Below are 24,771 nucleotides of genomic sequence, written 5' to 3' on the forward strand. Positions count from 1 at the left end.
TATTTAACGTGCCCGGAGTCAGAAAGCCAGGGCAACAAAATGTTGCCCAATAGCGCCGTGCTTAATAGCTACTCCACTGGTACCTGCATACCAATAACCGTAGCCTGATTACCTCAACCTACCATAAGGTAAGTTCATGGATTTCAATCTAATGGTCGAGATCACTCCGCTGTTGATCAAGGCTGCCGGGGTCACGGTCGACATCTCAATCCGTGCAATCGTCTTTGGATTTTTCATCGCTAGCGGGCTAGTGTTCTTGCGCACCGCACGCATCCGCCCCTTACGCTGGCTGGCGCGCAGCTATATCAGTGTGATCCGCGGCACACCTTACTTCGTCCAACTGCTGCTAGTGTTCTATGGTGGCCCAAGTATTGGATTGCGGCTTGACCCCTTTACCTGTGGCGTCGTTGTTGGTGCTTTCAATATCGGCGCTTATATGAGCGAAGCAATCCGCGGAGCAATCGAATCAGTCGACAGTGGCCAAAATGAAGCTGCTCGCTCGCTGGGGTTCGGCAAAGCCCGTACGATGCTATTTGTCGTGCTCCCCCAGGCAGCTGGGTTAATGGTTCGTTCAGTCGGTGTTCTCGCTATTGTGTTGATCAAGAACTCATCATTAGTGTCAATTATCTCTGTGGTCGAGCTCACCTACCAGTCACAGCGCCTAATCGGCTCTACCTACAAACCGCTGGAAATCTTCACCCTTAGCGCCCTGATGTACATCATCATCGTCTACGCCGTGATGGGCATGATGGAATTGGCATATCGACGTGCCACACGCTACCAGACCCGTTAACCAGCCACCATCACCGCTTGGCTGGTCGATTCCAATCGTAAGGGAGCGCTTCGATGCAGTTCGACTTTACTTCTGTCATTACCTATTTTCCTACTCTGCTCAGCGGTATTAGCGTCATGCTGTTTATCGCCGTGACAGTTGCTTTCATTTCCACAATTGGCGGCTTGTTGATCGCAGCGATCACTCTGTATACCAACAAAGTCATTAATTGGCCGCTACGCCTCTTTATCTGGCTATTCATGACCACACCATTGCTTCTGCAGCTGTATTTTCTCTACTTCGGTTTGGGTGATTTGATTCTGATCCCTGCCATTGTGGTCGGCATTCTAGGGCTTGGCTTTCATTACATGGCCTATAACGCAGACATCTTCACTGCCACCATCTCTTCGGTGTCCAAAGGACAATACGAAGCCTCACGTTCCCTTGGCTTTGGCCACTGGCCCACGATTACTTACATCATTGTCCCCCAAGCTTTTATTCGATCCGTACCACAGCTGGGCAACAACATGATTTTGATGGTCAAAGACACTTCGGTACTGTCTGCTATTGGTGTGGCCGAACTAGTTTATGCCTCTCAGTATGCCATTAGCGTGACCTTCAGGCCGTTCGAGTTTTTCATTGTCATTGCCGCCATTTATTACTTGCTCAATATTCTAATGGAGCTGGGACAGGCCTGGTTCGAACGCCGCACTGCATACCGCCGCTGAAGTCACCAATCAAACAGCTAACTAAACAAATTTAGTGGAATAACAACAGACTGGATACCTCATGACCACCGTACTCCCGACTGACACCTCGTCCTTAAACACTCCCATGGTCGAAATGCGGAATGTGCACAAGCGTTTTGGCGACCTTGAAGTCCTCAAAGGCATCAACCTAACTGTCGAACGCGGCAAAATCGTCTCGATTATCGGCCCCTCAGGCTCTGGTAAAAGTACCCTGTTGCGCTCAGTCAATCATCTGGAAGTCATTAATGATGGAGATATCATGCTGGACGGCGTTCGAGTTAACCGCCCTGACTTACAGGGACTGGCCTTCGAACGGCATATCAATCATATTCGCCAGAACATGGGGATGGTGTTCCAGCACTTTAACCTTTTCCCACATCTATCCACTATCGATAATGTCACTCTGGCTCCACGCAAGTTAAAGGGCATGGCAGCCAAGCTGGCCTACCAATTCGGCATGGAATTGCTCGATCGAGTGGGCTTGGCAGAGAAAGCCAACGTCTTTCCTTCTCGGCTGTCTGGCGGCCAAAAACAGCGGGTTGCAATTGCCCGGGCATTGGCCATGCAACCTAAGGTCATGCTATTCGATGAAGCTACCTCAGCACTGGACCCAGAGTTGGTAGAGGAGGTCAATCGCGTCATGCGCAGTCTAGCCGAAGAGCAGATGACCATGTTGATCGTGACCCATGAAATGTCATTTGCCCGTGATGTTTCCGACTGGGCCATGTTTATGGATGGCGGTGTGGTGGTCGAAGAAGGCTCTCCAGACCATCTATTCAGCGCCCCGCAACAAGAGCGAACACGCAACTTCCTAAGCAAGCACTTAGGCACTCAACAATAAACCGCTCCGTGTCGAGGCCGTCAATCCAAGGCCATTGGCCAAGCTTCAGCCCAAGCACGCTTTTGCTGAGCGGTACGCTGCTTCAACTGGTACTCGGCCCGGCTGGCAGCAGCCCGGTCTACGAACGGCTGTGCGCCTAACAGCGCTACCGGTGGATTTGCCCGTGTGTAACGTGCGCCTTTTCCCACGCAGTGGGCCTGATAACGCTTGGCCAAATTGTTGGTAATACCGGTATAGGTACCACGCTGGCACTCCAGTAAGTAGAGATACCACTGGGCGCCGGTATTAACAGGGGGCATCGCAGGCTGATTCATGGGCGTTGAGGCAGATGACAACTCACTACTCACCGCAACATACCTTTAATTTTCGCCCGCTTCCACACAGGCAGCGCTCATTCCGGCGTGGTTTAAGGCGAATAACACTGGGCTGCCCATCAATGTACCACCAGCGTTGCTCTTCAAATACAAACCGCGATACCTCTTCAAGAACATGCCAGCCGCCACGCTCACGGAAATAGGCTTGAAAATGTACCGTGCCTTGGGTGTCGTTAGGCGGTGGTGCTGCGACAATAGTCAGTGCCTTCCACTGGGTATCCGGCTCGGGCGGTAAATGCGCTGGTCGCGTGGATTGATGCCAGGTATGCAAAATATAATCACGACTATTCAACGCAAAAGCGGTGTACCTTGAGCGCATTAAGGTTTCTGGCGTAGGGGCTGCGGTGCCTTGGTGGTATGGCTCGCAGCACGCTGCCAGTGCAGCGCCACTGCCACAGGGGCAACTTCTTGGCGTTGGATGAGTCATAGTGGTGGCTCCAGCTTATGCATGTTACAGATCACTGTAGATGTTTTGTTTCGGTATTGGCCCAACGTTAGGTATAGTAGCAGAGCAACATCATCAGACAGACGGAGCACGAAAACACGATCGATCATTCTTTCCAAACGCAGTGGAGGTTCTCCTATGAAGGTTTACAAACCGGAGTGGCAGTGCACGTTTAGTGTAAACGAAGGCGCGGAAGAATCAGCAAACTGGAAAGAGCGAATCGCGTGGCGGCTTAGAGAAATAGCCGACCGGCTTGAGGGCGGTGGTCGTACGGTAAAAATCGACTATAACGTCTCTCCTCATGTGAGCCGGGACGAAGTTGATACCTGTTTGGGAAAAGGGTTTGAAGTAACCCAGCGATTGCTTACCCAGCTCGCTCACCAGCAGGCCTGCGAAGATGTGATGCGCCATGCGAAGGCAGAGCTTTACGAACAGCACCATCAGCATTGATTGATGATTTAGAAAAATACCCGCGTTTAACACGCGGGTATTTTTTATGTTGGGTATAAAACCATCAGCCTGCAAATGGCGCTTCCAGCGCACTCCCCAAACGTTGCATGAAAGACGTGCACTCCTCCAGCTGGGAGATGTCGATATACTCATCCGGCTGGTGTGCCTGGGCGATACTGCCCGGCCCTAAAATAATCGTTTGCAGGCCCTGTCCCTGGAACTGCCCCGCTTCAGTGGCATAAGCAACCGCATGGTTGCAGCAGGCTCCTGGTAGATGATCTTTGGCTAAGCGCAGCACCTGGTCATTATCACGGTCGGCCAGGCCAGGTACCGTCACGTTCAGTGGCTCGGTGGTAATTTCAACGTACTTGTCTTTAGCCTGTAGTTGCGCCGTTAGCTGCGCGCAAAAGGTGTCAAAACGTGCATACACCTCCTCGAAAGTCTCCGTTGGCAGGTGGCGAATCTCCCACTCAAACTGGCACTCACGGGCCATAATATTGATCGCCGTACCGCCTTTTATTTTACCCACATGCAGACTGGTGTGGGGCACATTAAAGGCTTCATCCACACGCCCCTCTTCCACCAGCGCCGCCATCGTGTCTTCAATAAAGGTGACTAGCCTCGCCGCCACATGGATCGCTGAGGTGCCCTGGTTAACTTGGCTACTGTGCGCTTCGCGGCCAATCACTGTGGTGCGCAGGTTGGTCGCCCCTTTCTGCGCAACAACCGGCTGCATACTGGTCGGCTCGCCGACAATGACGTGTGCGGTGGTGGAGTAATGCTCGTAGAAGCGTTTGATCAGGCTGGGCGCCCCCACACAGCCAATCTCTTCATCGTAAGAGAAACCAAAATAGATAGGCTGCTTAAGTGGCGCCTTTACCCAACGGGGTACCATGGCCAACGCACAGGCAATAAAGCCTTTCATGTCACAGCTGCCACGGCCATAAAGCCGCCCATCGTTGCCATTACGCAGCGTAAAGGGGTCGCTGGACCAGGGCTGGCCTGCCACCGGCACCACATCCGTATGACCTGAAAGCATCACTCCCCCCGGTGCATCTGGGCCCAGCCGGGCAATTAAATTCGCTTTCGTGCCACAAGGGCTCATTACACGCTCGGAAGCCACACCGAAGTCAGCCAAATAGCCTTCCACAAATTCAATCAAAGCCAGGTTGGATGCGCTGGAGGTGGTATCGAAAGCCACCAGTCTTGCCAGCAACGTGATTGCGTCGGACATGCAGTACCCGCGTATTGGAGGTTTATGGTCACCCTAGCACCGCCACGGGCGTTTGCCCATTGGCACTGGCGTCCACGGTGTCACAACGAGTTCATCTTTCGTTCATCAGAACGTCATCGTCGCTTTCTACTGTTCAGTGCACCTAACACCTTACATAACCGCACGGCGCATGACTCTTAAGGAGCTGCTATGTCTCGTTTCACGTTGCACGCGCTTACCCTCGGCGTGGCGTCTGCCACGTTCAGTCTCTCTGCCCAGGCGACCACTGACATTACCTGGTGGCATGCTATGGGGGGACAGCTTGGCGAAATCCTTGAAGGCATTACCGAAGACTTCAACACCTCCCAGGATGAGTATCGCGTTAACCCCAGCTATCGCGGCACCTATACCGAAACCATGACCGGTGCGATTGCGGCGTTTCGTGCCAACGAGCAGCCGCATATCTTGCAGGTATTTGAAGTCGGTACCGGCACCATGATGAATGCCGAAGGTGCTATCTATCCGGTATATGAATTGATGGAAGAGCACGGTCGCCCCTTCGACCGCGAAGCGTTCCTGCCTGCGGTAGTGGGTTATTACACCGACACGAACGGTAATATGCTCTCGTTTCCGTTTAACTCCTCTACGCCGATTATGTACTACAACCGCGATGTGTTTGAGGAAGCGGGCCTAGACCCAGAGCAGCCTCCCGAAACCTGGGAAGAGTTAGCAGACTTTTCGCGCCAAATCGTTGAGTCTGGTGCCGCTAGCTGTGGTTTCACCTCCTCTTGGCCTAGCTGGGTGATGCTGGAAAACTTCTCTGCCATGCATAACTCGCCGCTTGGCACGCTGGAGAATGGCTTTGGTGGGATGGAGACCGAGCTCAACTTCAACAATGAGCTGGTCGCCCGCCACTGGGATAACCTGCACGATTGGCAAGAAGAGAACGTCTACCGTTGGGGCGGCCCAGGCACCGGTGCTGACGCTGAGCCGATGTTCTACTCTCAAAACTGCGCGATTTTCTTTGGCTCTTCGGCTTCGCGGGCCGATGTGGCCGCCAACACAGCCTTTGAAGTCGGCTTTGGCATGCAGCCCTACTATTCCGATGCAAGCGGTGCCCCGCAGAACTCGATTATCGGCGGTGCCACGCTATGGGCACTGCAAGGCCACAGCGATGACGAGTATGAAGCCGTTGCGGCTTTCTTTGAGTACCTCTCACAGCCTGAGGTCCAGGCCGATTGGCATCAGCAAACGGGTTATTTACCGATCACGCAAGCCGCTTGGGATCTAAGTGAAGAGCAGGGCTATTACGAAGAGAACCCTGGTGCGGATATTTCGCTGAAGCAGATGACCCTTAACGAGCCCACCGAAAATTCGAAAGGTTTGCGCTTTGGTAATTTTGTACAGATTCGCGACATCATCTCTGAAGAGATGGAAGCCGTGATGACCGGCAGGAAATCAGGCCAGCAGGCAGCCGATGACGCGGTTCAACGCGGCAATGATCTGCTACGTGATTTCGAATCCGCCAATCAGTAAATAAGCACTCACTTCGCCGCCTTTCCCACTGGAAAGGCGGCGATATCGTTTATTGATACTGACGTGAGTGGTGCGTCATTCATACCCAGAAGAGCTTTCCATGCAAACTAAACGCATGACGTTTCCCGGTCGCTGGTGGCCCTTCGCGCTGCTGGCGCCTCAGGTATTGGTCACTCTGATCTTTTTTATCTGGCCAGCGGGCCAGGCGCTATATCAGTCGCTACTGCGTGAAGATGCCTTTGGGCTACGCTCGACCTTTGTGGGTCTGGAGAATTTTGCCCGCTTATTTCGCGACGGCAGTTATTTAAACTCGCTGTCGGTGACCGTGGTGTTCGCCGTAGGCACCACGCTATTGTCAATGACCATCTCCCTGCTGCTGGCAAGCACCGTGAACCGCATGGTGCGCTCACGCACAACTTACACCACGTTACTCGTGTGGCCCTACGCCATTGCACCCGCCATCGCAGGCGTATTGTGGTGGTTTATCTTCAATCCTTCCATCGGCATTGTGCCTTATATGCTTGAAATGGTGGGCTACCGCTGGAACCACCGTACCTCGGGCAGCGACGCCATGCTATTGGTTATCTTTGCTGCCGCCTGGAAGCAGATTTCATACAACTTTTTGTTTTTTCTGGCGGGGCTACAGTCCATCCCACAATCGCTGATTGAAGCCGCCTCCATCGATGGTGCCAGCCCCATTAAGCGCTTCTGGACGATTATTTTCCCACTACTCTCACCTACCACGTTCTTTTTGATGGTGGTCAATGTGGTGTACGCCATGTTCGACACCTTCGGCATTATCCACGCCACCACCCAGGGTGGCCCGGCGCAGTCCACGAACATCCTGGTCTACAAGGTGTATGCCGATGGTTTCGTGGGCCTCAACCTGGGCTCTTCTGCGGCTCAGTCAGTGATTTTGATGGCCATTGTGGTGGGCCTCACAGTGGTTCAATTCCGCTTTATTGAGCGCCGAGTCAACTATTAATGCGTCCTTTTAATCAGCCTTTGTTGGAGTATTGTGATGGTTGAGAACCGCCCATGGGCCAATTTTTTCGCCCACACCGTGTTGATTATTGGCGTAGCGCTGGTGATTTTTCCGGTTTACATCGCCCTAGTGGCCTCCACCCAAGCGCCGGGTGAACTGATGCGTGGCACTATTCCGCTGCTGCCGGGCGCACATGGTATCGAAAACTATACCCGTATGTGGCAATCGGGCGTCTCCAGTGCTGGCACACCCTCTGCTGCCCAAATGCTCTGGAACAGCTTTGTGATGGCCATGGCGATCACGGTGGGAAAACTATCTATTTCGCTGCTTTCTGCCTTTGCGATTGTCTACTTCCGCTTCCGTTTTCAGATGTTCTTTTTCTGGCTGATCTTCGTCACCCTGATGCTACCGGTGGAAGTACGCATTATTCCCACCTTTCAGGTGGTGGCCGATCTCAAAATGCTCAATAGCTTTGCCGGGCTATCCATTCCACTGATTGCCTCGGCCACCGCAACATTTTTATTCCGCCAGTTCTTTATGACCATTCCCGAAGAGATGCTGGAAGCAGCACGTGTTGACGGCGCAGGGCCGATGAAATTTTTCAAGGACATTCTGCTGCCGCTCTCGGTGACCAACATCGCCGCGCTGTTTGTGATCATGTTTATTTACGGCTGGAACCAATACCTGTGGCCACTGTTGATCACCACCAACCCCGACTACACCACCATTGTGATGGGCATCCAACGCATGACCTCTGACGAGAACCCCCAATGGCACCTGGTGATGGCAGCGGTGGTCATGGCGGCACTACCACCGGTGTTAGTGATTCTGTTTATGCAACGCCTGTTTGTGAAAGGCCTGACCGAGACGGAGAAATAAGATGGCCAGCATTACCCTGGAAGGGCTGAAGAAAACCTACGCGGGCAACGTGGATGCAGTCAAAGGCATTGACCTGCATATTGCCGACGGCGAATTTGTAGTGCTGGTAGGCCCATCAGGCTGCGGTAAATCCACCTTGCTACGCATGGTGGCCGGGCTGGAAACCATCACTGAAGGCACGCTCAACATTGGCGATCGGGTGGTGAATACGCTTGAACCTGCCGAGCGCGATATCGCCATGGTGTTCCAGAACTACGCGCTCTATCCGCATATGACGGTGTACAACAACCTCGCCTACGGACTGAAAAACAGAGGCTTTAAAAAAGACGAAATTGAAAAGCGCGTGCGTATTGCCGCCAAAATGTTGGAGATCGAGGATTTTCTGGAGCGTAAACCACGCAAGCTCTCTGGCGGCCAGCGCCAGCGGGTAGCCATGGGCCGTGCCCTGGTGCGCGAACCGGCAGCGTTCTTATTTGATGAGCCGCTTTCCAACCTGGACGCAAAACTACGTGTGCAGATGCGTGTGCAGATCAAGCAGCTCCAGCGACGCCTGAAAACCACCAGCCTGTATGTAACCCACGACCAGTTGGAGGCCATGACCTTAGGCGATCGTTTAGTGGTGCTGAATGCCGGACAAATCGAACAAGTCGGTACCCCTATGGAGATCTACGCCCGCCCCGCCACCATGTTCGTCGCTGGGTTTATCGGCTCACCCGCCATGAACATGGTGCCAGTCGAGTACCTACACGCGCGAGGAGCTAACGGACTGCTGGATAACCTGCCAGCAGGTACCGATATTGTTGGTATCCGCCCGGATGATCTGCACTTGGCTCCGCCGGAAGGCCCGCACCTCATTGTGGAATCAACACTTGAGCTATTTGAAGCCGCAGGGGCCGAAAGCCACCTTTACGTGCACCTCGCCGACAGCGATCAACCCACGGTGATTCGCGTTTCAGGCCAGCCACCGGTCGCTGAGGGTGAAACCTTGCGGTTCTATGTGACCCACAACGCCCTGCATCCTTTCAACAGCACCACGGGCAAACGCACGGGGGATTAACCCTGTCGGCCACGAACATAGTCAATGGGGGCATCATGGGCTACGTTTGAGAGGGTGCCATTGCATCTTGGCTGCTTTCATACCCTTGTTCAGGGTACCTATGAGCCCTCTAGCATGAGACCTCACCCTCCTTTACTTGACACTCTTTACCGCACTCACGCCAGGCGCGTTCAAGCGACGCTGATCCGCCTGTTGGGGGATTTTGAACTGGCTGAAGAGGCTGTGCAGGATGCGTTTGCGGCGGCGGTTCAGCAATGGCCTGTGGACGGTATGCCTGACAACCCACGGGCGTGGCTGATTCGTACCGGCTACCACTGCGGGGTGACCCAGATTCGGCAACGCAGCACCGCACAGCGCCGTGCACATTTGCTGCTACCTGCCGATGAGATACCGGATCTGGAACCGGACACTATCCAGGATGATGCCTTACGGCTTCTATTTACCTGCTGCCACCCCAGCCTGAGTATGGAAGCGCGGGTTGCCCTTACCCTGCGTGAGATGTGTGGCCTGACCACCGAGCAAGTTGCCAGTGCTTTGCTGATGAAAGCGGCGACCGTGGCACAGCGCATCGTCCGTGCCAAACGCAAAATCCGCCATGCCAATATTCCCTACGAAGTGCCCTCCCAGGATGAACTGCCCGCCCGCCTGCCCGCAGTGCTCCAGGTGATCTACCTTGTGTTTAACGAAGGGTACTCCCGCAGTACAGGATCACAGGTAGTGGATATTAGTCTGACCCAAGAGGCCATGCGGCTAGGGGAGGAGCTTGCCAGCCTGCTGCCCGAGGGAGAGGTGTTTGGCTTGTTGGCACTGATGCGGCTGAGCGATGCCCGCCGGGACGCTCGCCAGGACAGCACTGGGGAGCTGGTGACCTTAGAGCATCAGGATAGAGGGCTATGGCACCAGGCGGATATCCGCAGCGGTATTGCATGGCTGGAGCAGGCACTGGCGATGACTCCCACCGGCTACTACACGCTACAGGCATCAATTGCCGCCGTGCACTCACAAGCCAGTCACCCAGGGCAGACTGACTGGAGGCGCATCGTTAGGCTCTACGATGCCCTCTGCCTGCGCCACCCCTCCCCCGTACTTGCCCTGAACCGTGCAGTGGCGATTGCAATGAAAGAGTCTCCCGCCGCTGGCCTTCAGCTACTCAGCGAGCTTGAGCAGCATCCGCAAATGAACCGCTATTATCTATTTCATGCGGCACAGGCCGACCTGCTACGCCGACAAGGCAGGCATGAGGATGCCCGGCTTGCCTATCAACAGGCGCTAGCGCTGGTGAATCAAGCCCCAGAGAAACGTTTTTTGCTCAAACAACTCGCCGGACTGGAGGGAGCACAATAAAAAAATTGCATGGACTGTCGATTTTGTGCATCGCCAAACGACTAAATAGAGCACCCATCCATTAAGGAGGCTCTCTATGAAATTCATGTTGATAAGGCGCGCTGATGCCAGCACTGAAAATGGCACTCTTCCATCCCAGGAGATACTGGCGGCCATGGCAGCCTACAACGAGAGCATGATGCAGGCAGGCGTATTCGAAAGCGGCAACGGTTTACGTCCAACCAGCGACGGATGTTTGATCCGTTTTGAGAATGGCAGTCCGACCATTATTCCCGGCCCTCTCACGCCCGCCAGCGAGCGTATCGCGGGCTACAGCATTCTGGAGGTGCCTTCTCTGGAAGCTGCCATCGCCTGGGCACAGCAGTGGCCGACTCTGGATGCCGACGGCAACGTGACCCTTGAGTTAAGGCGCTACTTCACGCTGGATGATTTTGAACCCGGCACTGGGCTGGATAAGCACCTCGCTCACGCCCGGCTCCCCGATGCGGTGGGGGTTCATGTCGCTTTTCCCGGCACCTGCCGAGAAGCCATGCAATTCTACGCCGACGTCACAGGCGGGGTGTTGGAGAGCCTACTTACCTATGCTGAAACGCCAGCGGCCGAACACATGCCAGCTGCTCTTCATGACCGGATCATCCACGCCTCGCTGAACCTACGGGGACGTCGCATCATGGGCGCCGATATGGCGCCGGAACAGTACGCACCTCCCCAGGGGGTGCAGGTTCAACTGGAATACCAAGACCTCAAGCAGGCGTCCAGCACCTTCACACAGCTCGCAGAGGGCGGCGAGGTGATCATGCCCTTCGAGCGTACCTTCTGGTCAGCAGGGTTTGGCATGGCAGCCGACCGCTTTGGCGTACAGTGGATGATCAACGTTGCGTCAAACGATTGTTCGTTAGCGACTCAAAAGGAGGCACCATGAAGTACGCGGCACTGGTCTACTACCAGGAACAACTTATCCATGCAATGAGCGACCAGGAGTGGCACGACCTCAATCAGGAGTGCATTGCGGGCGTGGAACGCTTAACCGCCCAGGGACACTACGTGGCAGGGCAGGCGCTACAACCGATAGAAACAGCCACCACCGTGCGGGTACGTGATGGGGAGACACTAATCTCCGATGGCCCCTTTGCCGAAACCAAAGAGCAGTTGGCGGGGTTTTACCTGCTGGAAGCGCATGACCTGAATGAAGCACTGCAATTAGCCAGTCGTATTCCTCCGGCGCGGCTCGGCAGTATCGAAGTACGCCCTATTCGTGAGCTACCGCCCAAACAAACAACAGGAGAAACATCATGAACAACGCTACCCAACCCTATGTGGATGGCTTTGTCGCCGCCGTCCCCAGCGCCAATAAGCCTCAGTTTATCGAGCACGCCCAAACCGCCGCAGTGGTGTTCAAAGAGCATGGTGCGCTGCGAGTGGTGGAGTGCTGGGGAGACGATGTGCCCGACGGGGAAGTCACCTCTTTTCCCATGGCGGTTAAGTGTCGGCATGACGAGACAGTGCTCTTTTCCTGGATCGAGTGGCCATCCCGCGCCGTGCGTGATGAAGCGATGCCAAAGGTGATGCAGGACCCACGCTTGCAGATGGACGTTAACCCCATGCCTTTTGATGGCAAGCGCCTCATCTTCGGTGGTTTTAACACTCTTATTGATCAGTGAGCGCCACATTCAACAGGGCCACGGCCAATGAAGACGCGTGGCCCTGTCTGTCATTACGGCTTAATAGATGTGCTTATACCTCTCGCTTACCATCCACTAACCGCGGCACCCCTAAAGGATTATCCTGCTTAAGTTCGTCGGGCAACAGCGCATCGGCCAAGTTCTGGTAACAGACCGGGCGCAAAAAACGGTGAATGGCACCGCTACCCACCGAGGTAGAGCGGGTATCTGATGTTGCTGGGAAGGGCCCTCCATGAACCATGGCATGGCAAACCTCAACGCCGGTGGGCCAACCATTGGCTAGAATGCGACCTGCCTTCAACTCAAGAGGCGCCATCAACTTGCCCGCTAAAGCGGCGTCGCTATCAGCCATGTGTAGGGTAGCGGTTAGTTGACCTTCCAGATGGTCGATAATATCCAGCAGCTCTGCTTCATCCTGGCACTCCACCACCAGAGAGGCGGAACCAAACACCTCTTCATGAAGCGACTCATCGGTTAGGAATTCACTGGCTGTTGTGGCAAATAAGGCCGCTTGACACGCATTGTCACTCTCAGGCCCCATTTCGCCACGCGCCACTTCCCGAGCCGACGTGGATGTCCACTGCTGCACTCCTTGCTGATAAGCATCGTGGATGCCCGGCGTAAGCATCGTCTGCGCAGCGCTACCCGACAACATCTTGCCAGCCTGGGCCATAAAACGTTCAAGGTCGGGACCCGCCAGTGCTACCACAAGGCCGGGATTGGTACAGAACTGCCCCGCCCCCATGGTCAGTGAGCCCACAAACCCATCCGCCAATGCTTCCGCCGAATCGGCCAGCGCCTGGGGCAATAGAAATACCGGGTTGAGACTACTCATCTCCGCATACACAGGAATCGGCTGAGGCCGAGCCTGGGCGGCTTTCATAAGCGCCAGCCCCCCCGCACGTGAGCCGGTAAAACCGACCGCCTGAATACGTGGGTGTGCCACTAGCGCTTGCCCCAGATCACGCCCGGAGCCGAACAGTAACGAGAAGACGCCCTCAGGAAGCCCACATGCCTGTACCGCTTTCTGAACCGCGAAGCCAACCAACTCAGAGGTGCATGGGTGAGCGGAGTGCGCCTTCACCACAACCGGGCAACCCGCGGCCAGAGCCGAGGCGGTATCGCCACCGGCCACTGAGAATGCCAAAGGGAAGTTGCTAGCACCAAATACCGCCACTGGCCCCACGCCGATATGGCGCTGGCGCAGATCGCTACGTGGTAACGGAGTGCGTTCGGGCAGCGCCGGATCGACACGCACATCCAGCCACTCGCCAGCCTTAACCACATCGGCAAATAGCCGCAACTGCCCGCAGGTACGTCCACGCTCCCCTTCCAGGCGTCCACGAGGCAGGCCAGACTCCTGCATGGCACGCTCAATCAGTGCATCCCCCAGCCCCTCTATCTCGCTGGCGACAGCACGTAGAAATGCTGCGCGCTCCCTTTGCGGGCGCCGGCGATAGATGTGAAACGCTTCCCAGGCAAGCTGGCAGGCGCGATCAACGTCAGACGCGTCACCTGCTCCATAGCCGGGTTCCAGGCGCTCACCAGTAGCGGGATTGACTGCGTGGATAAGCCGCCCGTTGCCTTTAACACTTTGCTGACCAATCAGCATGTTGCCTTGAATGAACATCGTTTGCTCCTTCACGTTGTAGGTGATGGGTCGCCTGTCAGGCGACGCGACGAGGCTGAGAGCGCCGGGGACATACCGTGCTTTTCTGTGCATGCCAACAACAAAAGAGAGCTGCCGGCAAGGTGCGATATCACGCCCCCGGGTCTTGTTCCAGTCTCGATAAATAGAATTCGTAAGAGCAGGACAGGTGCAGGCGCATAGCCTGCCTGGCTCCCTCAGGGTCCCCAGCCGAGATGCAGGAGTAGATCTGACGGTGCTCTTCCAGCACTCGATCCAGATAACCCTTGATTCGGGATGGAATCACCCGATCTGCGACCCGGGTACGTGGTACCAGGGCATCTCCCAGTGAATCGTAGAAGTTGGCATAGACCGGGTTCTTACTTGCCTGGCCAATCAGGTAGTGAAATTCGAAATCCTCCTGTTTGGCCAAGTCGTTACCGGGATTGTTAGAGAAACGCTCTATGTTTTCCGCCAGACGAGCCAAGTCCTCCTCTGTGCGCCGTTTGGCAGCCAAGCCTGCCGCCTCCACTTCGATAGGCAGGCGGAACTCCAGCAGGTCAAGAATCTCCCTAACCGTTCCCGAACTCACCCCCTGTGCAAGGAAGGAGGAGCTGGCATGCGCGCGCCGGATGAAAGCGCCGACTCCCCGGCGCGACTCAACCACGCCCAGCGACTTGAGGTGCGATACGGCCTCCCTGACCACCGTTCGACTGACATCGAACATACGACCAAGCTCACTCTCGGTCGGCAGTTTGTCACCGACCTTGAGCTGCTCCGTGCGAATCATCTCCTCCAGAGCGTTGGAGACGAGAGAGGACAAGCTCTCCTTCTTGCGAGAGGCTATCTCATGGCGATGGGCAGTTGTCATATATCATTCTCCTTGTTACAAGCCCTCATCATAGAGCATCGCCACCCGTCAGCGCACGAGTGCAGGGCGTTTAGGGTCGAAGCGCCAATCAGGTATCAGCTGTTGCATGACCGCCGCATCATCGCGATCCGCCTTACCCAGCTCCAGATAGCGTTGGTGAGCTGCATCCAGTCGGTCTTGATCAAGCTCGATCCCTAACCCACCCCGATCCGGCACAGTCAGGTGACCATCTTCAATGCGCAGAGGATTGCGCGTTAGCGAATCCCCATCCTGCCAAATCCAATGGGTATCAATCGCCGTGATGTTACCGGGGCATGCCGCCGCGACATGGGTCATCATCGCCAGCGAGATATCGAAGTGGTTATTTGAGTGCGACCCCCAGGTCATCCCCATGTGATGGCACATTTCACCGACGGCAACGGCACCCTGCATCGTCCAGAAATGACAATCCGCGAGGGGAATATCGACACTTTGCTGGACGATGGCATGGTGCAACTGACGAAAGTCCGTAGCGACCATGTTGGTGGCAGTGGGAATACCGCTTCGGCGCCGGAATTCAGCCATCACCTCGCGTCCCGAGTAGCCACGTTCAGCGCCACAGGGGTCCTCAGCGTAGGCCAGGATTGAGCGAATAGGCGCCAGATTCTCTATGGCCTGCTCCAGTGACCAGGCGCCATTGGGATCAAGTGTCACCCGAGCCTCAGGGAAAGCGTTATGAATAGCCTGGATGCACTGTGCTTCCTGCTCACCGCTCAGCACACCCCCCTTTAACTTGAAGTCGCGAAAACCGTACTTGGCGTGAGCCGCACGGGCTAGGGCTGCCACGCTTTCCGGGCACAGAGCTTCGCGGTCACGCAGGTAGTCCCACTCGTGCTCACACGCCTGCCGATCAGCTCTGCGGTAGGGCTGTCCGGTTTTGCGACTGTCCCCGATGAAAAACAGATACCCCAGTGCCTCCACACGATCACGCTGCTGGCCGACCTGCCCCAACAGCTCGGCCACCGGCAGCCCCAGCACCTGCCCATGCAGGTCGAGCAGTGCCGCTTCTACGGCTGTCACCACATGCACCAGAGTGCGCAGGTCATAGGTTTGCAGCCCTCGCTCCTCGTTGCTGCCCAGGCTTGCGTAACGCTGGCGGATGGTGCGCAGAATACGCTGGTAGTGGCTCACCGACTGCCCTTCCACCAGCTCAATGCAGGCCGTTAGGGTATCGAGGATGCGCTGCCCACCCGGCACTTCACCCAGTCCGATACGTCCCTGACTATCTTCAATCACCACCACATTGCGGGTGAAGCAGTGGCTGTGACCACCGCTGAGGTTGAGTAGCAAACTGTCCTGACCCGCGACAGGTACGACCTGCATTCTCTTGATACTGGCTTGCATATAGCCTCCTTATCAGGTGCGGATACCGGCGCGCTGATTGAAGATATCAATCAGTTCTTTTAGCTGTTGAGTATGCTCCTCAGTGGGCATCACCAGGGGAGCACGCGCCGCGCCAGCAGGCTTGTCGATCAGAGCGGCACCCGCTTTAATCAAGCTGACGGCATAGCCCTTCTTGCGGTCACGCAAGGCCACCAGCGGGACGTAGAAATCCCGCACCATCGTATCCACGGCGGCTTTGTCACCCGCCCGTAGCGCACGATAAAAGGCCAGGGCAGCTTCCGGCACAAAATTGAATACGGCAGAGGAGTAAGTGTTTACACCGATGGAGAGATACGCTTCAGCGATGATTTCAGCGGTGGGCACGCCACCGATATACACCAATCTGTCGCCCACGGTTTTGATAATGCTGTTAAGTGCCTGCATGTTGCCCACGCCATCCTTAAAACCGATGAGGTTGGGGCAGCGTTGTGCCAGTGCCTTTACGGCCTGTGCGTTTAACTGGCCATTGGCGCGGTTATAGAGAACGATCCCCAACGAGGTGCTATCGCACACGGCGGCCACGTACTCGATCAGCCCATCCTCAGGACACTCGGTCAGGTAGGGAGGCATTAGCAGCAGGCCATCAACGCCGTTTTCCTCGCCAATGCGGGCATGCTCAATCGCCTCCCGAACGCTCTTACCCGCACTGGAAAGAATAGGCACCTCGCCACCACACACCTGTGCGGCCGTCTTGGTCACCGCCGATAGTTCATCATTGGTCAGTGAGAAGAATTCTCCGGTGCCCCCAGCGACAAACAAGGCAGAAACGTCGTACTGCTTCAGCCACTCCAGCCGGGCCTGATAATTGGACTGGTCAAAGTCCCCCTGCGTATCGAAGTCGGTTACCGGAAACGACAACAAGCCGTCGTTAAGCGCAGCACTAAGTTGTTGGTGGGTAAAATTCATTTTTCTGCTCCTGTACCTGTAGTAACGGGCTCAAACAGCACCTCGTTATGATATGTCATACAAAATAACATCAACTTACACCGGCCAACTCACAGACTTCGTCCCAGAGAGCACTGTCGACTTCCACACCACGCTCATGTGAAGCTCGACGGCGGGCCAATGTTGACTCCCCTGGATAACGTACCGTTTGGCGCTCATCAATGGGTGTCGTGGCCGCCAAATGCTCGGCAATACCATCACTCATCGCGCCACAGGCCGCCTTACCGCCTAACTGAGCAGGGTCGAACAGGATGAACACCTGGCAACATCCTGTCCCGCTCCCCTGCTTGACCTGATCAATTTCAAAGGAGGGGCGCCCTTGCGACAGCATGGCAGCAAGCGCATCCAATAGAATGGCAAGCCCCGACCCTTTCCAGTAGCCCGTGGGCAACAAGCGCCGCGTGGCCTCAATAGCGCCTGGGTCACGTGATAACTCACCGTTCGCATCAAAACCACCGTCTACGGGTAACTGTTCGCCTTTAAGGCGCGCGCTCTTCAATCGCCCATACGAGAACTGCGACATGGCCATATCCAGCACCAACGGCCCTTTTTCACGCGGCACAGCCATCACTAAAGGGTTGTTGCCAATCCCCTGGCTGGTTGCCCCCCAGGCAGGCATGCAGGACTCGGTATTTGTCCACATCATGGCGGCGAATCCCTGCTCTGCCGCTTTCCAGCCGTAGCTGCCTCCCCGCATCCAGTGGGTCGTGTTACGCATCGCGACGATACCTACCCCTGACTCCCGGGCCAACGTCATGGCACGTTCCGTTGCATGCATGGCATTAAGCACGCCGATGCCTCGCTGACCATCCAGCACCTCGATAGCGCCAAGGCGTTGCACCACGCTAGGCTCAGCAGTGATATCGACCCATCCCCGTGCCACATAGTCGATAAACCGGGGGATGCGGCCGATGCCATGGGACTGAATACCATCCCTCGTGCTATCTGCATGGATAGCTGCACAGCGTTGAGCTGCCTCTTCGCTCAAACCTGCTCTATGCAGCGCCAAATAGAGCGTCTCAAGCAGGTGGGCGTAATCAACCCGGATCATGCTGTTGTCCTCTTATGGTTTTGCCACAATGTGAGCAGCAGTAGAAAAAGCGCCAGCCCGAGAAAAACCACACTGATGGGGCGCGTCACAAAGGGTGTCCAATCACCGCCAAACGTTACCAGGCCACGACGCAGGTTTGCCTCGGCAATTGGGCCGAGAATCAGGCCAAGAATCAGTGGTGCCGTGCCAAAGCCATAGCGGTTGAGGAAAAAGCCCAGGAAACCAAAGCCAAGCATCAGCCAGATGTCGAAGACATCACCGGCCACACCGTAAACGCCCAGAAAACAAAACGTGGTAATCAGTGCCAGTAACAGCTTGCGAGGCACATGCAGAACGCGTACGAACAGGCGAATACCGAACCACATAATCAGCAGCATAAAAATATTCGCCAGCAGGTAGGCAATGAAAATGCCGTAAATCATGCCACTGGGATCATTAAACAGTGCAGGTCCCGGTGCGATACCCTGGATAAGCAGTCCACCCAGCAGCACAGCTGTAGCAGCTTCCCCCGGCACCCCAAGCGCAAGGGTAGGAATCAGTGCACCACCGATCATCGAGTTATTGGAACTCTCTGTGGCGATAATTCCCTCCGGATGGCCGGTGCCAAAACGCTCTGGCGTCCGCGAAAGCCGTTTTGCCTGATCATAAGAAACGAGACTGGCAATGCTGGCACCCGCGCCAGGAATAGGCCCCACGATCGACCCGACACCTACGCCAGCCAGCAGCGCCCTTGGGTTACTGAACACTTCTCGCCAACGGGGTGTGGCGCGCGACATGGATTGCTCGGCATTACTTGCCACTTGGGCGGCTTGCTGGCCCTGAACATACTCCATGGCATCTTTAATCAGTTGCGAGACCGCAAACAGACCGATCAAAGCAGGCAATAGGTTGATACCGGTGAGCAGCGATAACTCATTAAAGGTGAACCGGGGTACGCCGGTAATTGGGTCCATACCCACGGTGGCAGCAAACAGGCCCAGCAGGCCCGCCACTAACCCTTTCAGTATTGAGCCAGAGGCCACCGACGCAATAATGACCAGCCCGAAGATACTTAGCGAGAAGTACTCTGCGGGGCCAAAACGTAACGCAAACTCAGCGATGGGCGGGGCGAGCAGGCTTAAAAATGCAACACTGACCATTCCCCCAATAAAAGAGGAAACAATTGCTAACCCAAGCGCGCGCCCTGCCTCCCCCTTTCGCGCCATGGGAAAACCATCCAATGACGTGGCAACCGACGCGGGTGAGCCGGGTATATTAAGCAGTACCGCTGGGATCGCTCCACCGGCGCAAGCGCCACACAATACGCCCAGCAGCATGCCAACCCCCATTACTGGTGGCATACCAAAGGTCAATGGCAGCAGTAAAGCAACCGCCATGGCAGAGGTCAGGCCCGGCAGGACACCCACGACAATGCCCAGCAGAGTGCCACTGGCAATCGCCAGTAAAACACCCCAGTCGGCCATCATGGCGAAGCCATTAAGATAATTCTCAAACATCATTGATCCTTATCAATCGGCTAGCGGAAGGCCTGGCAAGGTAATACTGAACCCCACCAGGAAGAGATAGAAAATCGTGATAGCAAACGCCAACGCCAGCACCACTAAGCCAACGCCACGGCGAAGGCTCCATGCTCCCTTCTCTTGACCGCTGCGGCGCGCCAGCAGACTCAGCACTGCGACACTCGTCACTACAAACAGCGCCGTGCTGAGAATGTAGCCCAGTCGCTCGAATAGCAGCGCATACCCCATCATCACAGCGAAAATGGCCAGACCCGCTACGCCCACAAGCGTGATGGAGGGAAAACAAGGCCGCTGTTGAGCGCGATACATGGCGGCTACATCACGAATCAGGCAGATACTGGCCAGTAGCGCGATGGCAGCGGTGGTGACACGCGGGAAGAACGATGGAGGCAAAGAGCCCTGGCCACCAATATCAGGCAGATTGCCAGAGGCCACGAACGCCACAGCCGCACCCACGACAACGGCGGCGTTAAATAGCGTGGCACCGATGGAACGCGTTTCAGTCATGCGGTCTCCCGGTCTTAGTTGAGGCGATCGGCTTGTTGCTGCATCCGCTCAGCGAGATCCTGAATAAAGGCCTCAAGCTCTTCGCCATACGCTGTCTCAACATCCGTTCCAAGGTTACCAGCCGAGCGCAGGAACTGCTCATCCTGTACAGCCTGCTCTATTGCTTCTACCAGGCGGTCATTGACCTCCTCGGGGATGCCCGACGGCGCAGCAATGCCACGGAAGACCGAGGTGGTGAAATCAACCCCCTGTTCCTGGAAAGTGGGCACATCCGGCAAGGCATCGCTGCGCTCTGGGTAGGAAGTTGCCAGTGCTTTGACTCGACCGGATGACATTGAGGAACGCAGCTCAGCGCCACCCAATACCACCGCGTCAATATGCCCGCCCATGACAGCGGAAATCGTCTCGCTACCACCATCGAAAGGAATAGTACTGAACTCAGTTTCGAGCGCGTCAGCGATCGCCAGCGCCGTCAAATGGGCGGAAGAGCCGACCCCTGAAACGCCGACACGCACCGTTGTACCTTCCGCGATAGCGGCCTGCATATCCTCAAGGGTCTGGTACTCGGAGTCCTGAGATACCGCCAGCAGGTAAGGCTCCTGGAGTACCTTGGCAATGAAAGTAAAGTCATCAACCCCGAATGCCACGTTGCCCGAGGCGACTTGTGTCAGCGTGCCATCGCTAACGGCCACTAAGTTATAGCCGGTCGCGGGAAGCCGTGATGCCTGGGTGAGGCCAACAGCACCGCCGCCACCGGGCACGTTGCGCACCACAAGATTAGTATCCAGTTCTCGCTCCAGAACGGGTTGCAGTGCGCGTACAAAGACATCGTTACCGCCACCGGCGGAGAAAGGCACAATGATCTCGATATTGCGTGTTGGATAGTCATTGGCCAGCGCGCTTGTGGAGCTGATGAGTAGGCCTGCGGCCAGTACAAATATCGTTTTCATGCTGTTTATCCTTATTAATAGTGTGAAAACTTCCCCGCGTCGGGGTGGTAAATCGTGCTAATCAGTCACGCAGTAGAGCAGGACGTTTGGGGTCGAAGCGCCAGCCTGGTATTAAGTACTGCATCGCCATGGCATCGTCACGGGCACCGGAAGGCAGTCGGCGGTAAAGGGCGTTAGCCTCTTCCACCCGCTGCATGTCGAGCTCAATCCCCAACCCCGGCGTGTCGTCAATGTGGATTCGTCCGGCTTCGATGCGATGCGGCTGCTGTGTCAGCGTCTCACCGTCCTGCCAGATCCAGTGGGTATCAAGCGCTGTTGGCTTACCCAAGGCAGCAGCACCTACTTGCGCAAACATGGCCAGTGATACATCGAAGTGATTATTGGAGTGCGAGCCCCAGGTCATGCCCCACTCGCTACACAGCTGGGAGACGCGGACGGCACCTGATAGTGTCCAGAAGTGCGGGTCAGCCAGGGGAATGTCGACAGAACGCAGCATCATGGCGTGCGTCATTTCCCGCCAGTTGGTAGCGACCATATTGGTGGCAACCGGCAGGCCGGTTTCCCTTTTGAATTCAGCTAAAATCTCACGCCCGGAAAAGCCCTGTTCAGGACCGCATGGATCTTCGGCATAGGCCAACACGCCATGCATATCGCGGCATAATTGAACCGCCTCGTTCAATGACCAGGCGCCATTAGGGTCTAGGGTAATGCGAGCCTCAGGGAAGCGCTTGGCAAGCGCAGTGGCCGTTTCAATCTCTTGCTCACCCGCGAGCACGCCGCCTTTCAGCTTGAAGTCTTGGAAGCCATAACGTGCATGGGCCGCCTCGGCGAGGGCTAGAATGGCATCGGTATCCAGCGCTTTCTCATTACGCACCCGGCACCAGGCGTCATCGCTATCGCGTTCGTCTCGGTAACCAAGGTCGGTGCGCTCGCGGTCACCCAGATAGAACAAATAGCCCAGCACCTCGACATCCTGGCGCTGGCGTCCTTCACCCAACAGATCACATACCGGTACACCCAGAAACTTACCCATCAGGTCCAGCAGTGCCGCTTCCAGCGCAGCCACTGCGTTAACGCGCAGCTCAAACGTCCAGGCGCCTCGCCCAAAGGCGTCGAAATCAGCATGTTGGTCGCGACGATGTAACCCCGCCACCAGCGTATTCAACTTGGCGATAGGCTGACCAAGGATCATCTCCCTGGCACTCTCCAACGACTGACGAATGGTATCTCCGCCTGGAGCTTCGCCGACGCCCGTATTACCTGCATTGTCACGTAACACAATCAGGTTGCGCGTGAAATAAGGGGCGTGAGCACCACCCACATTCAGCAACATGCTGTCGTGCCCTGCGACGGGAATAATCTCAACAGAGGTGATATGAGGAGATGAAGTCATGAAAAACGCCTTTATTATTGGTAAGACATCATACAAATACTAGATTAAGCGAATGATTCTCATCGTTGAACTAGTCTTTGGTCTAGAATGGCAGATAATGACGCCCTCTGCTGTCCTGCCACAGATTGAATGTTACTGCCCAGCAGCCATTCGAGCCGTACGCCGATCTTTCACCATGGAGTACGCAGACCAAGCCAATAGCAGCACTGACAAGGCAATAAACGCAGCGCTCACCGGTCGTTCTACGAAGACCATCATGTCACCTTGATTGAGCATCAATGCCCGCCGGAAATTCTCCTCGATCATCGGACCCAGAATGTATCCCAGCAGTAGTGGAGCCGGCTCAAAGCCGAGCAACAGCATAAGACACCCCAACACACCAAAGACTGCGACCAGCATAATATCCATATGGGAGTAATTGATGCTGTAGACACCGATAGCGATGAACAACACGATGGAGGGATAGAGCAAGGGGTACGGCACCTTTAGTAATCGAACCCAGAGGCCGACCAGAGGTATGTTGAGGATCAACAGCAGCACGTTACCAATCAGGAAGCTGATCACCAGCCCCCAGAATAAGCTGGGGTTATCACTGATGACGTTAGGGCCAGGTGTGATGCCATGGATAAGCAGCGCCCCCAGCATTAGCGCCATCACTGCATCACCAGGGATGCCCAGCGTGAGCGTGGGAATAAAAGCCGATTGCGCGGCGGCATTATTGGCGCTTTCGGGTGCGGTAATTCCTTCAATGGCGCCCTTGCCAAATTTTGCGGGGTGCCGCGAGATCCGCTTTTCCACTGCATAAGCCAAAAACGATGCGATAGACGTGCCGGTACCAGGCAGAATGCCCACTCCCGTACCAATACCAGTACCACGAAACATCGGCATAATGCTCTGCTTCACATCCTGCCGGGTCGGTATCAAGGAGCGGAAGGTGATCTTTTGGGCACTCTGTACCCCCTTCACTTTACCCACATTGGCAATAACCTCAGCAACACCAAAAATGCCCATGGCAATTGCCACAATATTAATTCCGTCGTACAGGAAGGTAAGCCCGAAAGCGTAGCGCTGAATGCCCGTACTGACATCGGTGCCCACCAGCCCAAGAATCAAACCCAGCAGGACGGCCGCTATACCTTTGACAGGAGAGCCCTGCACAAGAATGGCAGCGGCAACCAGCCCCAACAGCATCATTGAGAAGTAATCTGTCGAATTAAAGGCAACCGCAAAGCTAGCCAGTGGTGGAGCAAAGGCGGCCAATACAATCACCGTGATAAAGCTACCCACGAATGAGGCGACCGTGGTCATCATTAACGCAACGCCTGCACGCCCCTGCTGGGCCATGGGATAGCCATCCAGGCACACGACGGCCGAAGCGGGTGTGCCCGGCAGGTTAAGTAGAATAGAGGCGGTCGACCCGCCGTACTGGGCGCCGTAGTAGATCCCGGCCAGCATCACGATAGCGGTGGTGGCAGGCACATAGAACGTGAGTGGCAACAGCATCGAGATAGCAGCCAAGTGGCCGATACCCGGAATAACGCCAATGAACATGCCGATGGTGACACCCAGGGCACAGTACAGCAGGTTTTCCAGAGTAAATGCCGTCTCAATGCCCAAGGCCAGATTGGATAGGAGATCCATCAGAAACTCCAGGGAAAGAGACGTATGGGCATATTAAGACCCACAATAAAAATCAGGTAGGAGAGCCCGCACAATGCCAGCGCCAGTAACCCGGTGACACGAAAACGAAGCCTTTTTTCGCTCAGGCTGCTGATGAACACCAGCAAGAACGTTGCTAGAAAGAGGCCTAGCCAGTTTAGAGTGAAGGCAAACACCAGGATGGCTAGCGTCACCAGGCAGAAGGCCCGTACGTTAAGCTTGGGCAACGCCTCGCTGGAACGTAATGCGCTGAGCATAATTAGCAGCCCACAACCGGCCAACCCCAGCCCAAGCACCCTTGGCAGGTAGCCAGGCCCCATGCTCTGTAGCGTTCCCTGGGTATAGTTCTGGCCTTCCCAAAGCACCAATGCCGATACCATCAGGCACATCAGCCCAGCCAGAACATCACGTTTGATGAGAAAATTCATGAATAGCGTTCTCCAGATAATAGGGTATGCACAGAAGCAACACATTGCACTGCAAGCTTCCGGCCCATGGT

26 protein-coding genes are annotated in these 24,771 nt (G+C 55.6%); 12 read left to right on the forward strand and 14 right to left on the reverse strand.

What is annotated here, in order from left to right:
* Positions 1 to 136 precede the first annotated feature (136 nt).
* The 3 genes from HP566_RS00655 (at position 137) to HP566_RS00665 (ending at position 2,362) form a co-directional block, all read left to right on the forward strand.
* Entirely contained in the window at positions 137 to 793 is a 657-nt protein-coding gene (locus HP566_RS00655; RefSeq protein WP_249975316.1) for an amino acid ABC transporter permease, read from the forward strand.
* Between the two features lie 53 nt (positions 794 to 846).
* The gene (locus HP566_RS00660) at positions 847 to 1,500 is read left to right on the forward strand and encodes an amino acid ABC transporter permease (RefSeq protein ID WP_249975317.1); all 654 of its coding nucleotides are present in this window, start codon (positions 847 to 849) and stop codon (positions 1,498 to 1,500) included.
* Positions 1,501 to 1,606: 106 nt separating this feature from the next.
* Positions 1,607 to 2,362 carry an amino acid ABC transporter ATP-binding protein gene (locus HP566_RS00665; RefSeq protein ID WP_249975353.1) on the forward strand — a complete coding sequence of 252 codons (756 nt, stop codon included), beginning with the start codon at positions 1,607 to 1,609 and terminating at the stop codon, positions 2,360 to 2,362.
* Positions 2,363 to 2,382: 20 nt separating this feature from the next.
* On the opposite strand, the gene HP566_RS00670 is transcribed toward HP566_RS00665, so the two are convergent.
* Together HP566_RS00670 and HP566_RS00675 are read right to left on the reverse strand one after the other, a co-directional pair.
* The gene (locus tag HP566_RS00670; RefSeq protein ID WP_425348160.1) at positions 2,383 to 2,661 is read right to left on the reverse strand and encodes a GIY-YIG nuclease family protein; all 279 of its coding nucleotides are present in this window, start codon (positions 2,659 to 2,661) and stop codon (positions 2,383 to 2,385) included.
* Between the two features lie 40 nt (positions 2,662 to 2,701).
* A complete protein-coding gene (locus tag HP566_RS00675; protein WP_249975318.1) occupies positions 2,702 to 3,163 on the reverse strand; it encodes a YchJ family protein in 462 nt (153 codons plus the stop codon).
* 156 nt (positions 3,164 to 3,319) lie between these two features.
* Here HP566_RS00675 and HP566_RS00680 point away from each other — a divergent pair, with 156 nt between their 5' ends.
* Entirely contained in the window at positions 3,320 to 3,631 is a 312-nt protein-coding gene (locus tag HP566_RS00680) for a hypothetical protein (protein WP_249975319.1), read from the forward strand.
* 64 nt (positions 3,632 to 3,695) lie between these two features.
* Here HP566_RS00680 and argE read toward each other — a convergent pair whose 3' ends face one another.
* Complete coding sequence (gene argE, locus HP566_RS00685) at positions 3,696 to 4,865, reverse strand: acetylornithine deacetylase (RefSeq protein WP_249975320.1); 1,170 nt, start codon at positions 4,863 to 4,865, stop codon at positions 3,696 to 3,698.
* A 189-nt stretch (positions 4,866 to 5,054) separates the two neighbouring features.
* On the opposite strand from argE, the gene ugpB reads away from it, so the two are divergent.
* From ugpB to HP566_RS00725, 8 genes are all read left to right on the forward strand, one after another.
* Positions 5,055 to 6,380: a sn-glycerol-3-phosphate ABC transporter substrate-binding protein UgpB gene (gene ugpB, locus HP566_RS00690; protein WP_249975321.1), complete on the forward strand. Its 1,326-nt coding sequence runs from the start codon at positions 5,055 to 5,057 to the stop codon at positions 6,378 to 6,380.
* Between the two features lie 100 nt (positions 6,381 to 6,480).
* Positions 6,481 to 7,365 carry a sn-glycerol-3-phosphate ABC transporter permease UgpA gene (gene ugpA / locus HP566_RS00695; RefSeq protein ID WP_249975322.1) on the forward strand — a complete coding sequence of 295 codons (885 nt, stop codon included), beginning with the start codon at positions 6,481 to 6,483 and terminating at the stop codon, positions 7,363 to 7,365.
* A 36-nt stretch (positions 7,366 to 7,401) separates the two neighbouring features.
* Positions 7,402 to 8,244 carry a sn-glycerol-3-phosphate ABC transporter permease UgpE gene (ugpE, locus tag HP566_RS00700; protein ID WP_249975323.1) on the forward strand — a complete coding sequence of 281 codons (843 nt, stop codon included), beginning with the start codon at positions 7,402 to 7,404 and terminating at the stop codon, positions 8,242 to 8,244.
* A gap of 1 nt (position 8,245) precedes the next feature.
* Positions 8,246 to 9,301 carry a sn-glycerol-3-phosphate import ATP-binding protein UgpC gene (locus tag HP566_RS00705; RefSeq protein WP_249975324.1) on the forward strand — a complete coding sequence of 352 codons (1,056 nt, stop codon included), beginning with the start codon at positions 8,246 to 8,248 and terminating at the stop codon, positions 9,299 to 9,301.
* Positions 9,302 to 9,415: 114 nt separating this feature from the next.
* Positions 9,416 to 10,645, forward strand: a complete 1,230-nt coding sequence (locus tag HP566_RS00710; protein WP_249975325.1) for an RNA polymerase sigma factor — start codon at positions 9,416 to 9,418, stop codon at positions 10,643 to 10,645.
* A gap of 76 nt (positions 10,646 to 10,721) precedes the next feature.
* Positions 10,722 to 11,567, forward strand: a complete 846-nt coding sequence (locus tag HP566_RS00715) for a YciI family protein (protein WP_249975326.1) — start codon at positions 10,722 to 10,724, stop codon at positions 11,565 to 11,567.
* Positions 11,564 to 11,941, forward strand: coding sequence for a YciI family protein (locus HP566_RS00720; RefSeq protein ID WP_249975327.1), 378 nt, complete (start codon positions 11,564 to 11,566; stop codon positions 11,939 to 11,941). The genes HP566_RS00715 and HP566_RS00720 overlap by 4 nt, the downstream gene beginning before the upstream one ends.
* The gene (locus HP566_RS00725) at positions 11,938 to 12,306 is read left to right on the forward strand and encodes a DUF1428 domain-containing protein (RefSeq protein WP_249975328.1); all 369 of its coding nucleotides are present in this window, start codon (positions 11,938 to 11,940) and stop codon (positions 12,304 to 12,306) included. The genes HP566_RS00720 and HP566_RS00725 overlap by 4 nt, the downstream gene beginning before the upstream one ends.
* A 73-nt stretch (positions 12,307 to 12,379) precedes the next feature.
* On the opposite strand, the gene HP566_RS00730 is transcribed toward HP566_RS00725, so the two are convergent.
* The 11 genes from HP566_RS00730 to HP566_RS00780 all read right to left on the reverse strand — a co-directional run bounded on the left by HP566_RS00730 (position 12,380) and on the right by HP566_RS00780 (position 24,700).
* The gene (locus HP566_RS00730) at positions 12,380 to 13,957 is read right to left on the reverse strand and encodes an aldehyde dehydrogenase (NADP(+)) (RefSeq protein WP_249975329.1); all 1,578 of its coding nucleotides are present in this window, start codon (positions 13,955 to 13,957) and stop codon (positions 12,380 to 12,382) included.
* 130 nt (positions 13,958 to 14,087) lie between these two features.
* Positions 14,088 to 14,825, reverse strand: a complete 738-nt coding sequence (locus HP566_RS00735; RefSeq protein WP_249975330.1) for a FadR/GntR family transcriptional regulator — start codon at positions 14,823 to 14,825, stop codon at positions 14,088 to 14,090.
* Positions 14,826 to 14,873: 48 nt separating this feature from the next.
* Positions 14,874 to 16,208, reverse strand: a complete 1,335-nt coding sequence (locus HP566_RS00740; RefSeq protein ID WP_249975331.1) for a glucarate dehydratase family protein — start codon at positions 16,206 to 16,208, stop codon at positions 14,874 to 14,876.
* Between the two features lie 12 nt (positions 16,209 to 16,220).
* The gene (gene kdgD, locus HP566_RS00745; protein WP_249975332.1) at positions 16,221 to 17,153 is read right to left on the reverse strand and encodes a 5-dehydro-4-deoxyglucarate dehydratase; all 933 of its coding nucleotides are present in this window, start codon (positions 17,151 to 17,153) and stop codon (positions 16,221 to 16,223) included.
* 70 nt (positions 17,154 to 17,223) lie between these two features.
* On the reverse strand, positions 17,224 to 18,243 hold the full coding sequence (yiaK, locus tag HP566_RS00750) for a 3-dehydro-L-gulonate 2-dehydrogenase (protein WP_249975333.1): 1,020 nt from the start codon (positions 18,241 to 18,243) through the stop codon (positions 17,224 to 17,226).
* Positions 18,240 to 19,739, reverse strand: a complete 1,500-nt coding sequence (locus HP566_RS00755) for a tripartite tricarboxylate transporter permease (RefSeq protein WP_249975334.1) — start codon at positions 19,737 to 19,739, stop codon at positions 18,240 to 18,242. The genes yiaK and HP566_RS00755 overlap by 4 nt, the downstream gene beginning before the upstream one ends.
* 12 nt (positions 19,740 to 19,751) lie before the next feature.
* Positions 19,752 to 20,270 (reverse strand): tripartite tricarboxylate transporter TctB family protein, encoded by a 519-nt coding sequence (locus HP566_RS00760; protein WP_249975335.1) that lies wholly within the window; start codon positions 20,268 to 20,270, stop codon positions 19,752 to 19,754.
* Positions 20,271 to 20,284: 14 nt separating this feature from the next.
* Positions 20,285 to 21,220 (reverse strand): Bug family tripartite tricarboxylate transporter substrate binding protein, encoded by a 936-nt coding sequence (locus HP566_RS00765; protein ID WP_249975336.1) that lies wholly within the window; start codon positions 21,218 to 21,220, stop codon positions 20,285 to 20,287.
* Between the two features lie 61 nt (positions 21,221 to 21,281).
* A complete protein-coding gene (locus HP566_RS00770; protein WP_249975337.1) occupies positions 21,282 to 22,613 on the reverse strand; it encodes a glucarate dehydratase family protein in 1,332 nt (443 codons plus the stop codon).
* A 132-nt stretch (positions 22,614 to 22,745) separates the two neighbouring features.
* Complete coding sequence (locus HP566_RS00775) at positions 22,746 to 24,254, reverse strand: tripartite tricarboxylate transporter permease (RefSeq protein WP_249975338.1); 1,509 nt, start codon at positions 24,252 to 24,254, stop codon at positions 22,746 to 22,748.
* Positions 24,254 to 24,700: a tripartite tricarboxylate transporter TctB family protein gene (locus tag HP566_RS00780; protein WP_249975339.1), complete on the reverse strand. Its 447-nt coding sequence runs from the start codon at positions 24,698 to 24,700 to the stop codon at positions 24,254 to 24,256. The genes HP566_RS00775 and HP566_RS00780 overlap by 1 nt, the downstream gene beginning before the upstream one ends.
* Between the last annotated feature and the right edge of the window lie 71 nt (positions 24,701 to 24,771).

The organism is Vreelandella olivaria (assembly GCF_023507745.1).
Lineage (GTDB): Bacteria > Pseudomonadota > Gammaproteobacteria > Pseudomonadales > Halomonadaceae > Vreelandella > Vreelandella olivaria_A.

Excerpts from the sequence above, each read along its gene's own strand:
- yiaK (WP_249975333.1), bottom strand. The coding sequence starts at position 18,243 with ATGATCCGGGTTGATTACGCCCACCTGCTTGAGACGCTCTATTTGGCG.
- HP566_RS00730 (WP_249975329.1), bottom strand. The coding sequence starts at position 13,957 with ATGTTCATTCAAGGCAACATGCTGATTGGTCAGCAAAGTGTTAAAGGC.
- argE (WP_249975320.1), bottom strand. The coding sequence starts at position 4,865 with ATGTCCGACGCAATCACGTTGCTGGCAAGACTGGTGGCTTTCGATACC.
- HP566_RS00655 (WP_249975316.1), top strand. The coding sequence starts at position 137 with ATGGATTTCAATCTAATGGTCGAGATCACTCCGCTGTTGATCAAGGCT.
- HP566_RS00660 (WP_249975317.1), top strand. The coding sequence starts at position 847 with ATGCAGTTCGACTTTACTTCTGTCATTACCTATTTTCCTACTCTGCTC.
- ugpE (WP_249975323.1), top strand. The coding sequence starts at position 7,402 with ATGGTTGAGAACCGCCCATGGGCCAATTTTTTCGCCCACACCGTGTTG.
- HP566_RS00705 (WP_249975324.1), top strand. The coding sequence starts at position 8,246 with ATGGCCAGCATTACCCTGGAAGGGCTGAAGAAAACCTACGCGGGCAAC.
- kdgD (WP_249975332.1), bottom strand. The coding sequence starts at position 17,153 with ATGAATTTTACCCACCAACAACTTAGTGCTGCGCTTAACGACGGCTTG.
- HP566_RS00715 (WP_249975326.1), top strand. The coding sequence starts at position 10,722 with ATGAAATTCATGTTGATAAGGCGCGCTGATGCCAGCACTGAAAATGGC.
- HP566_RS00760 (WP_249975335.1), bottom strand. The coding sequence starts at position 20,270 with ATGACTGAAACGCGTTCCATCGGTGCCACGCTATTTAACGCCGCCGTT.
- HP566_RS00725 (WP_249975328.1), top strand. The coding sequence starts at position 11,938 with ATGAACAACGCTACCCAACCCTATGTGGATGGCTTTGTCGCCGCCGTC.
- HP566_RS00680 (WP_249975319.1), top strand. The coding sequence starts at position 3,320 with ATGAAGGTTTACAAACCGGAGTGGCAGTGCACGTTTAGTGTAAACGAA.
- HP566_RS00670 (WP_425348160.1), bottom strand. The coding sequence starts at position 2,661 with ATGCCCCCTGTTAATACCGGCGCCCAGTGGTATCTCTACTTACTGGAG.
- HP566_RS00720 (WP_249975327.1), top strand. The coding sequence starts at position 11,564 with ATGAAGTACGCGGCACTGGTCTACTACCAGGAACAACTTATCCATGCA.
- HP566_RS00755 (WP_249975334.1), bottom strand. The coding sequence starts at position 19,739 with ATGTTTGAGAATTATCTTAATGGCTTCGCCATGATGGCCGACTGGGGT.
- HP566_RS00770 (WP_249975337.1), bottom strand. The coding sequence starts at position 22,613 with ATGACTTCATCTCCTCATATCACCTCTGTTGAGATTATTCCCGTCGCA.
- HP566_RS00710 (WP_249975325.1), top strand. The coding sequence starts at position 9,416 with ATGAGACCTCACCCTCCTTTACTTGACACTCTTTACCGCACTCACGCC.
- ugpB (WP_249975321.1), top strand. The coding sequence starts at position 5,055 with ATGTCTCGTTTCACGTTGCACGCGCTTACCCTCGGCGTGGCGTCTGCC.
- HP566_RS00780 (WP_249975339.1), bottom strand. The coding sequence starts at position 24,700 with ATGAATTTTCTCATCAAACGTGATGTTCTGGCTGGGCTGATGTGCCTG.
- HP566_RS00675 (WP_249975318.1), bottom strand. The coding sequence starts at position 3,163 with ATGACTCATCCAACGCCAAGAAGTTGCCCCTGTGGCAGTGGCGCTGCA.
- HP566_RS00665 (WP_249975353.1), top strand. The coding sequence starts at position 1,607 with ATGGTCGAAATGCGGAATGTGCACAAGCGTTTTGGCGACCTTGAAGTC.
- HP566_RS00740 (WP_249975331.1), bottom strand. The coding sequence starts at position 16,208 with ATGCAAGCCAGTATCAAGAGAATGCAGGTCGTACCTGTCGCGGGTCAG.
- HP566_RS00775 (WP_249975338.1), bottom strand. The coding sequence starts at position 24,254 with ATGGATCTCCTATCCAATCTGGCCTTGGGCATTGAGACGGCATTTACT.
- ugpA (WP_249975322.1), top strand. The coding sequence starts at position 6,481 with ATGCAAACTAAACGCATGACGTTTCCCGGTCGCTGGTGGCCCTTCGCG.
- HP566_RS00765 (WP_249975336.1), bottom strand. The coding sequence starts at position 21,220 with ATGAAAACGATATTTGTACTGGCCGCAGGCCTACTCATCAGCTCCACA.
- HP566_RS00735 (WP_249975330.1), bottom strand. The coding sequence starts at position 14,825 with ATGACAACTGCCCATCGCCATGAGATAGCCTCTCGCAAGAAGGAGAGC.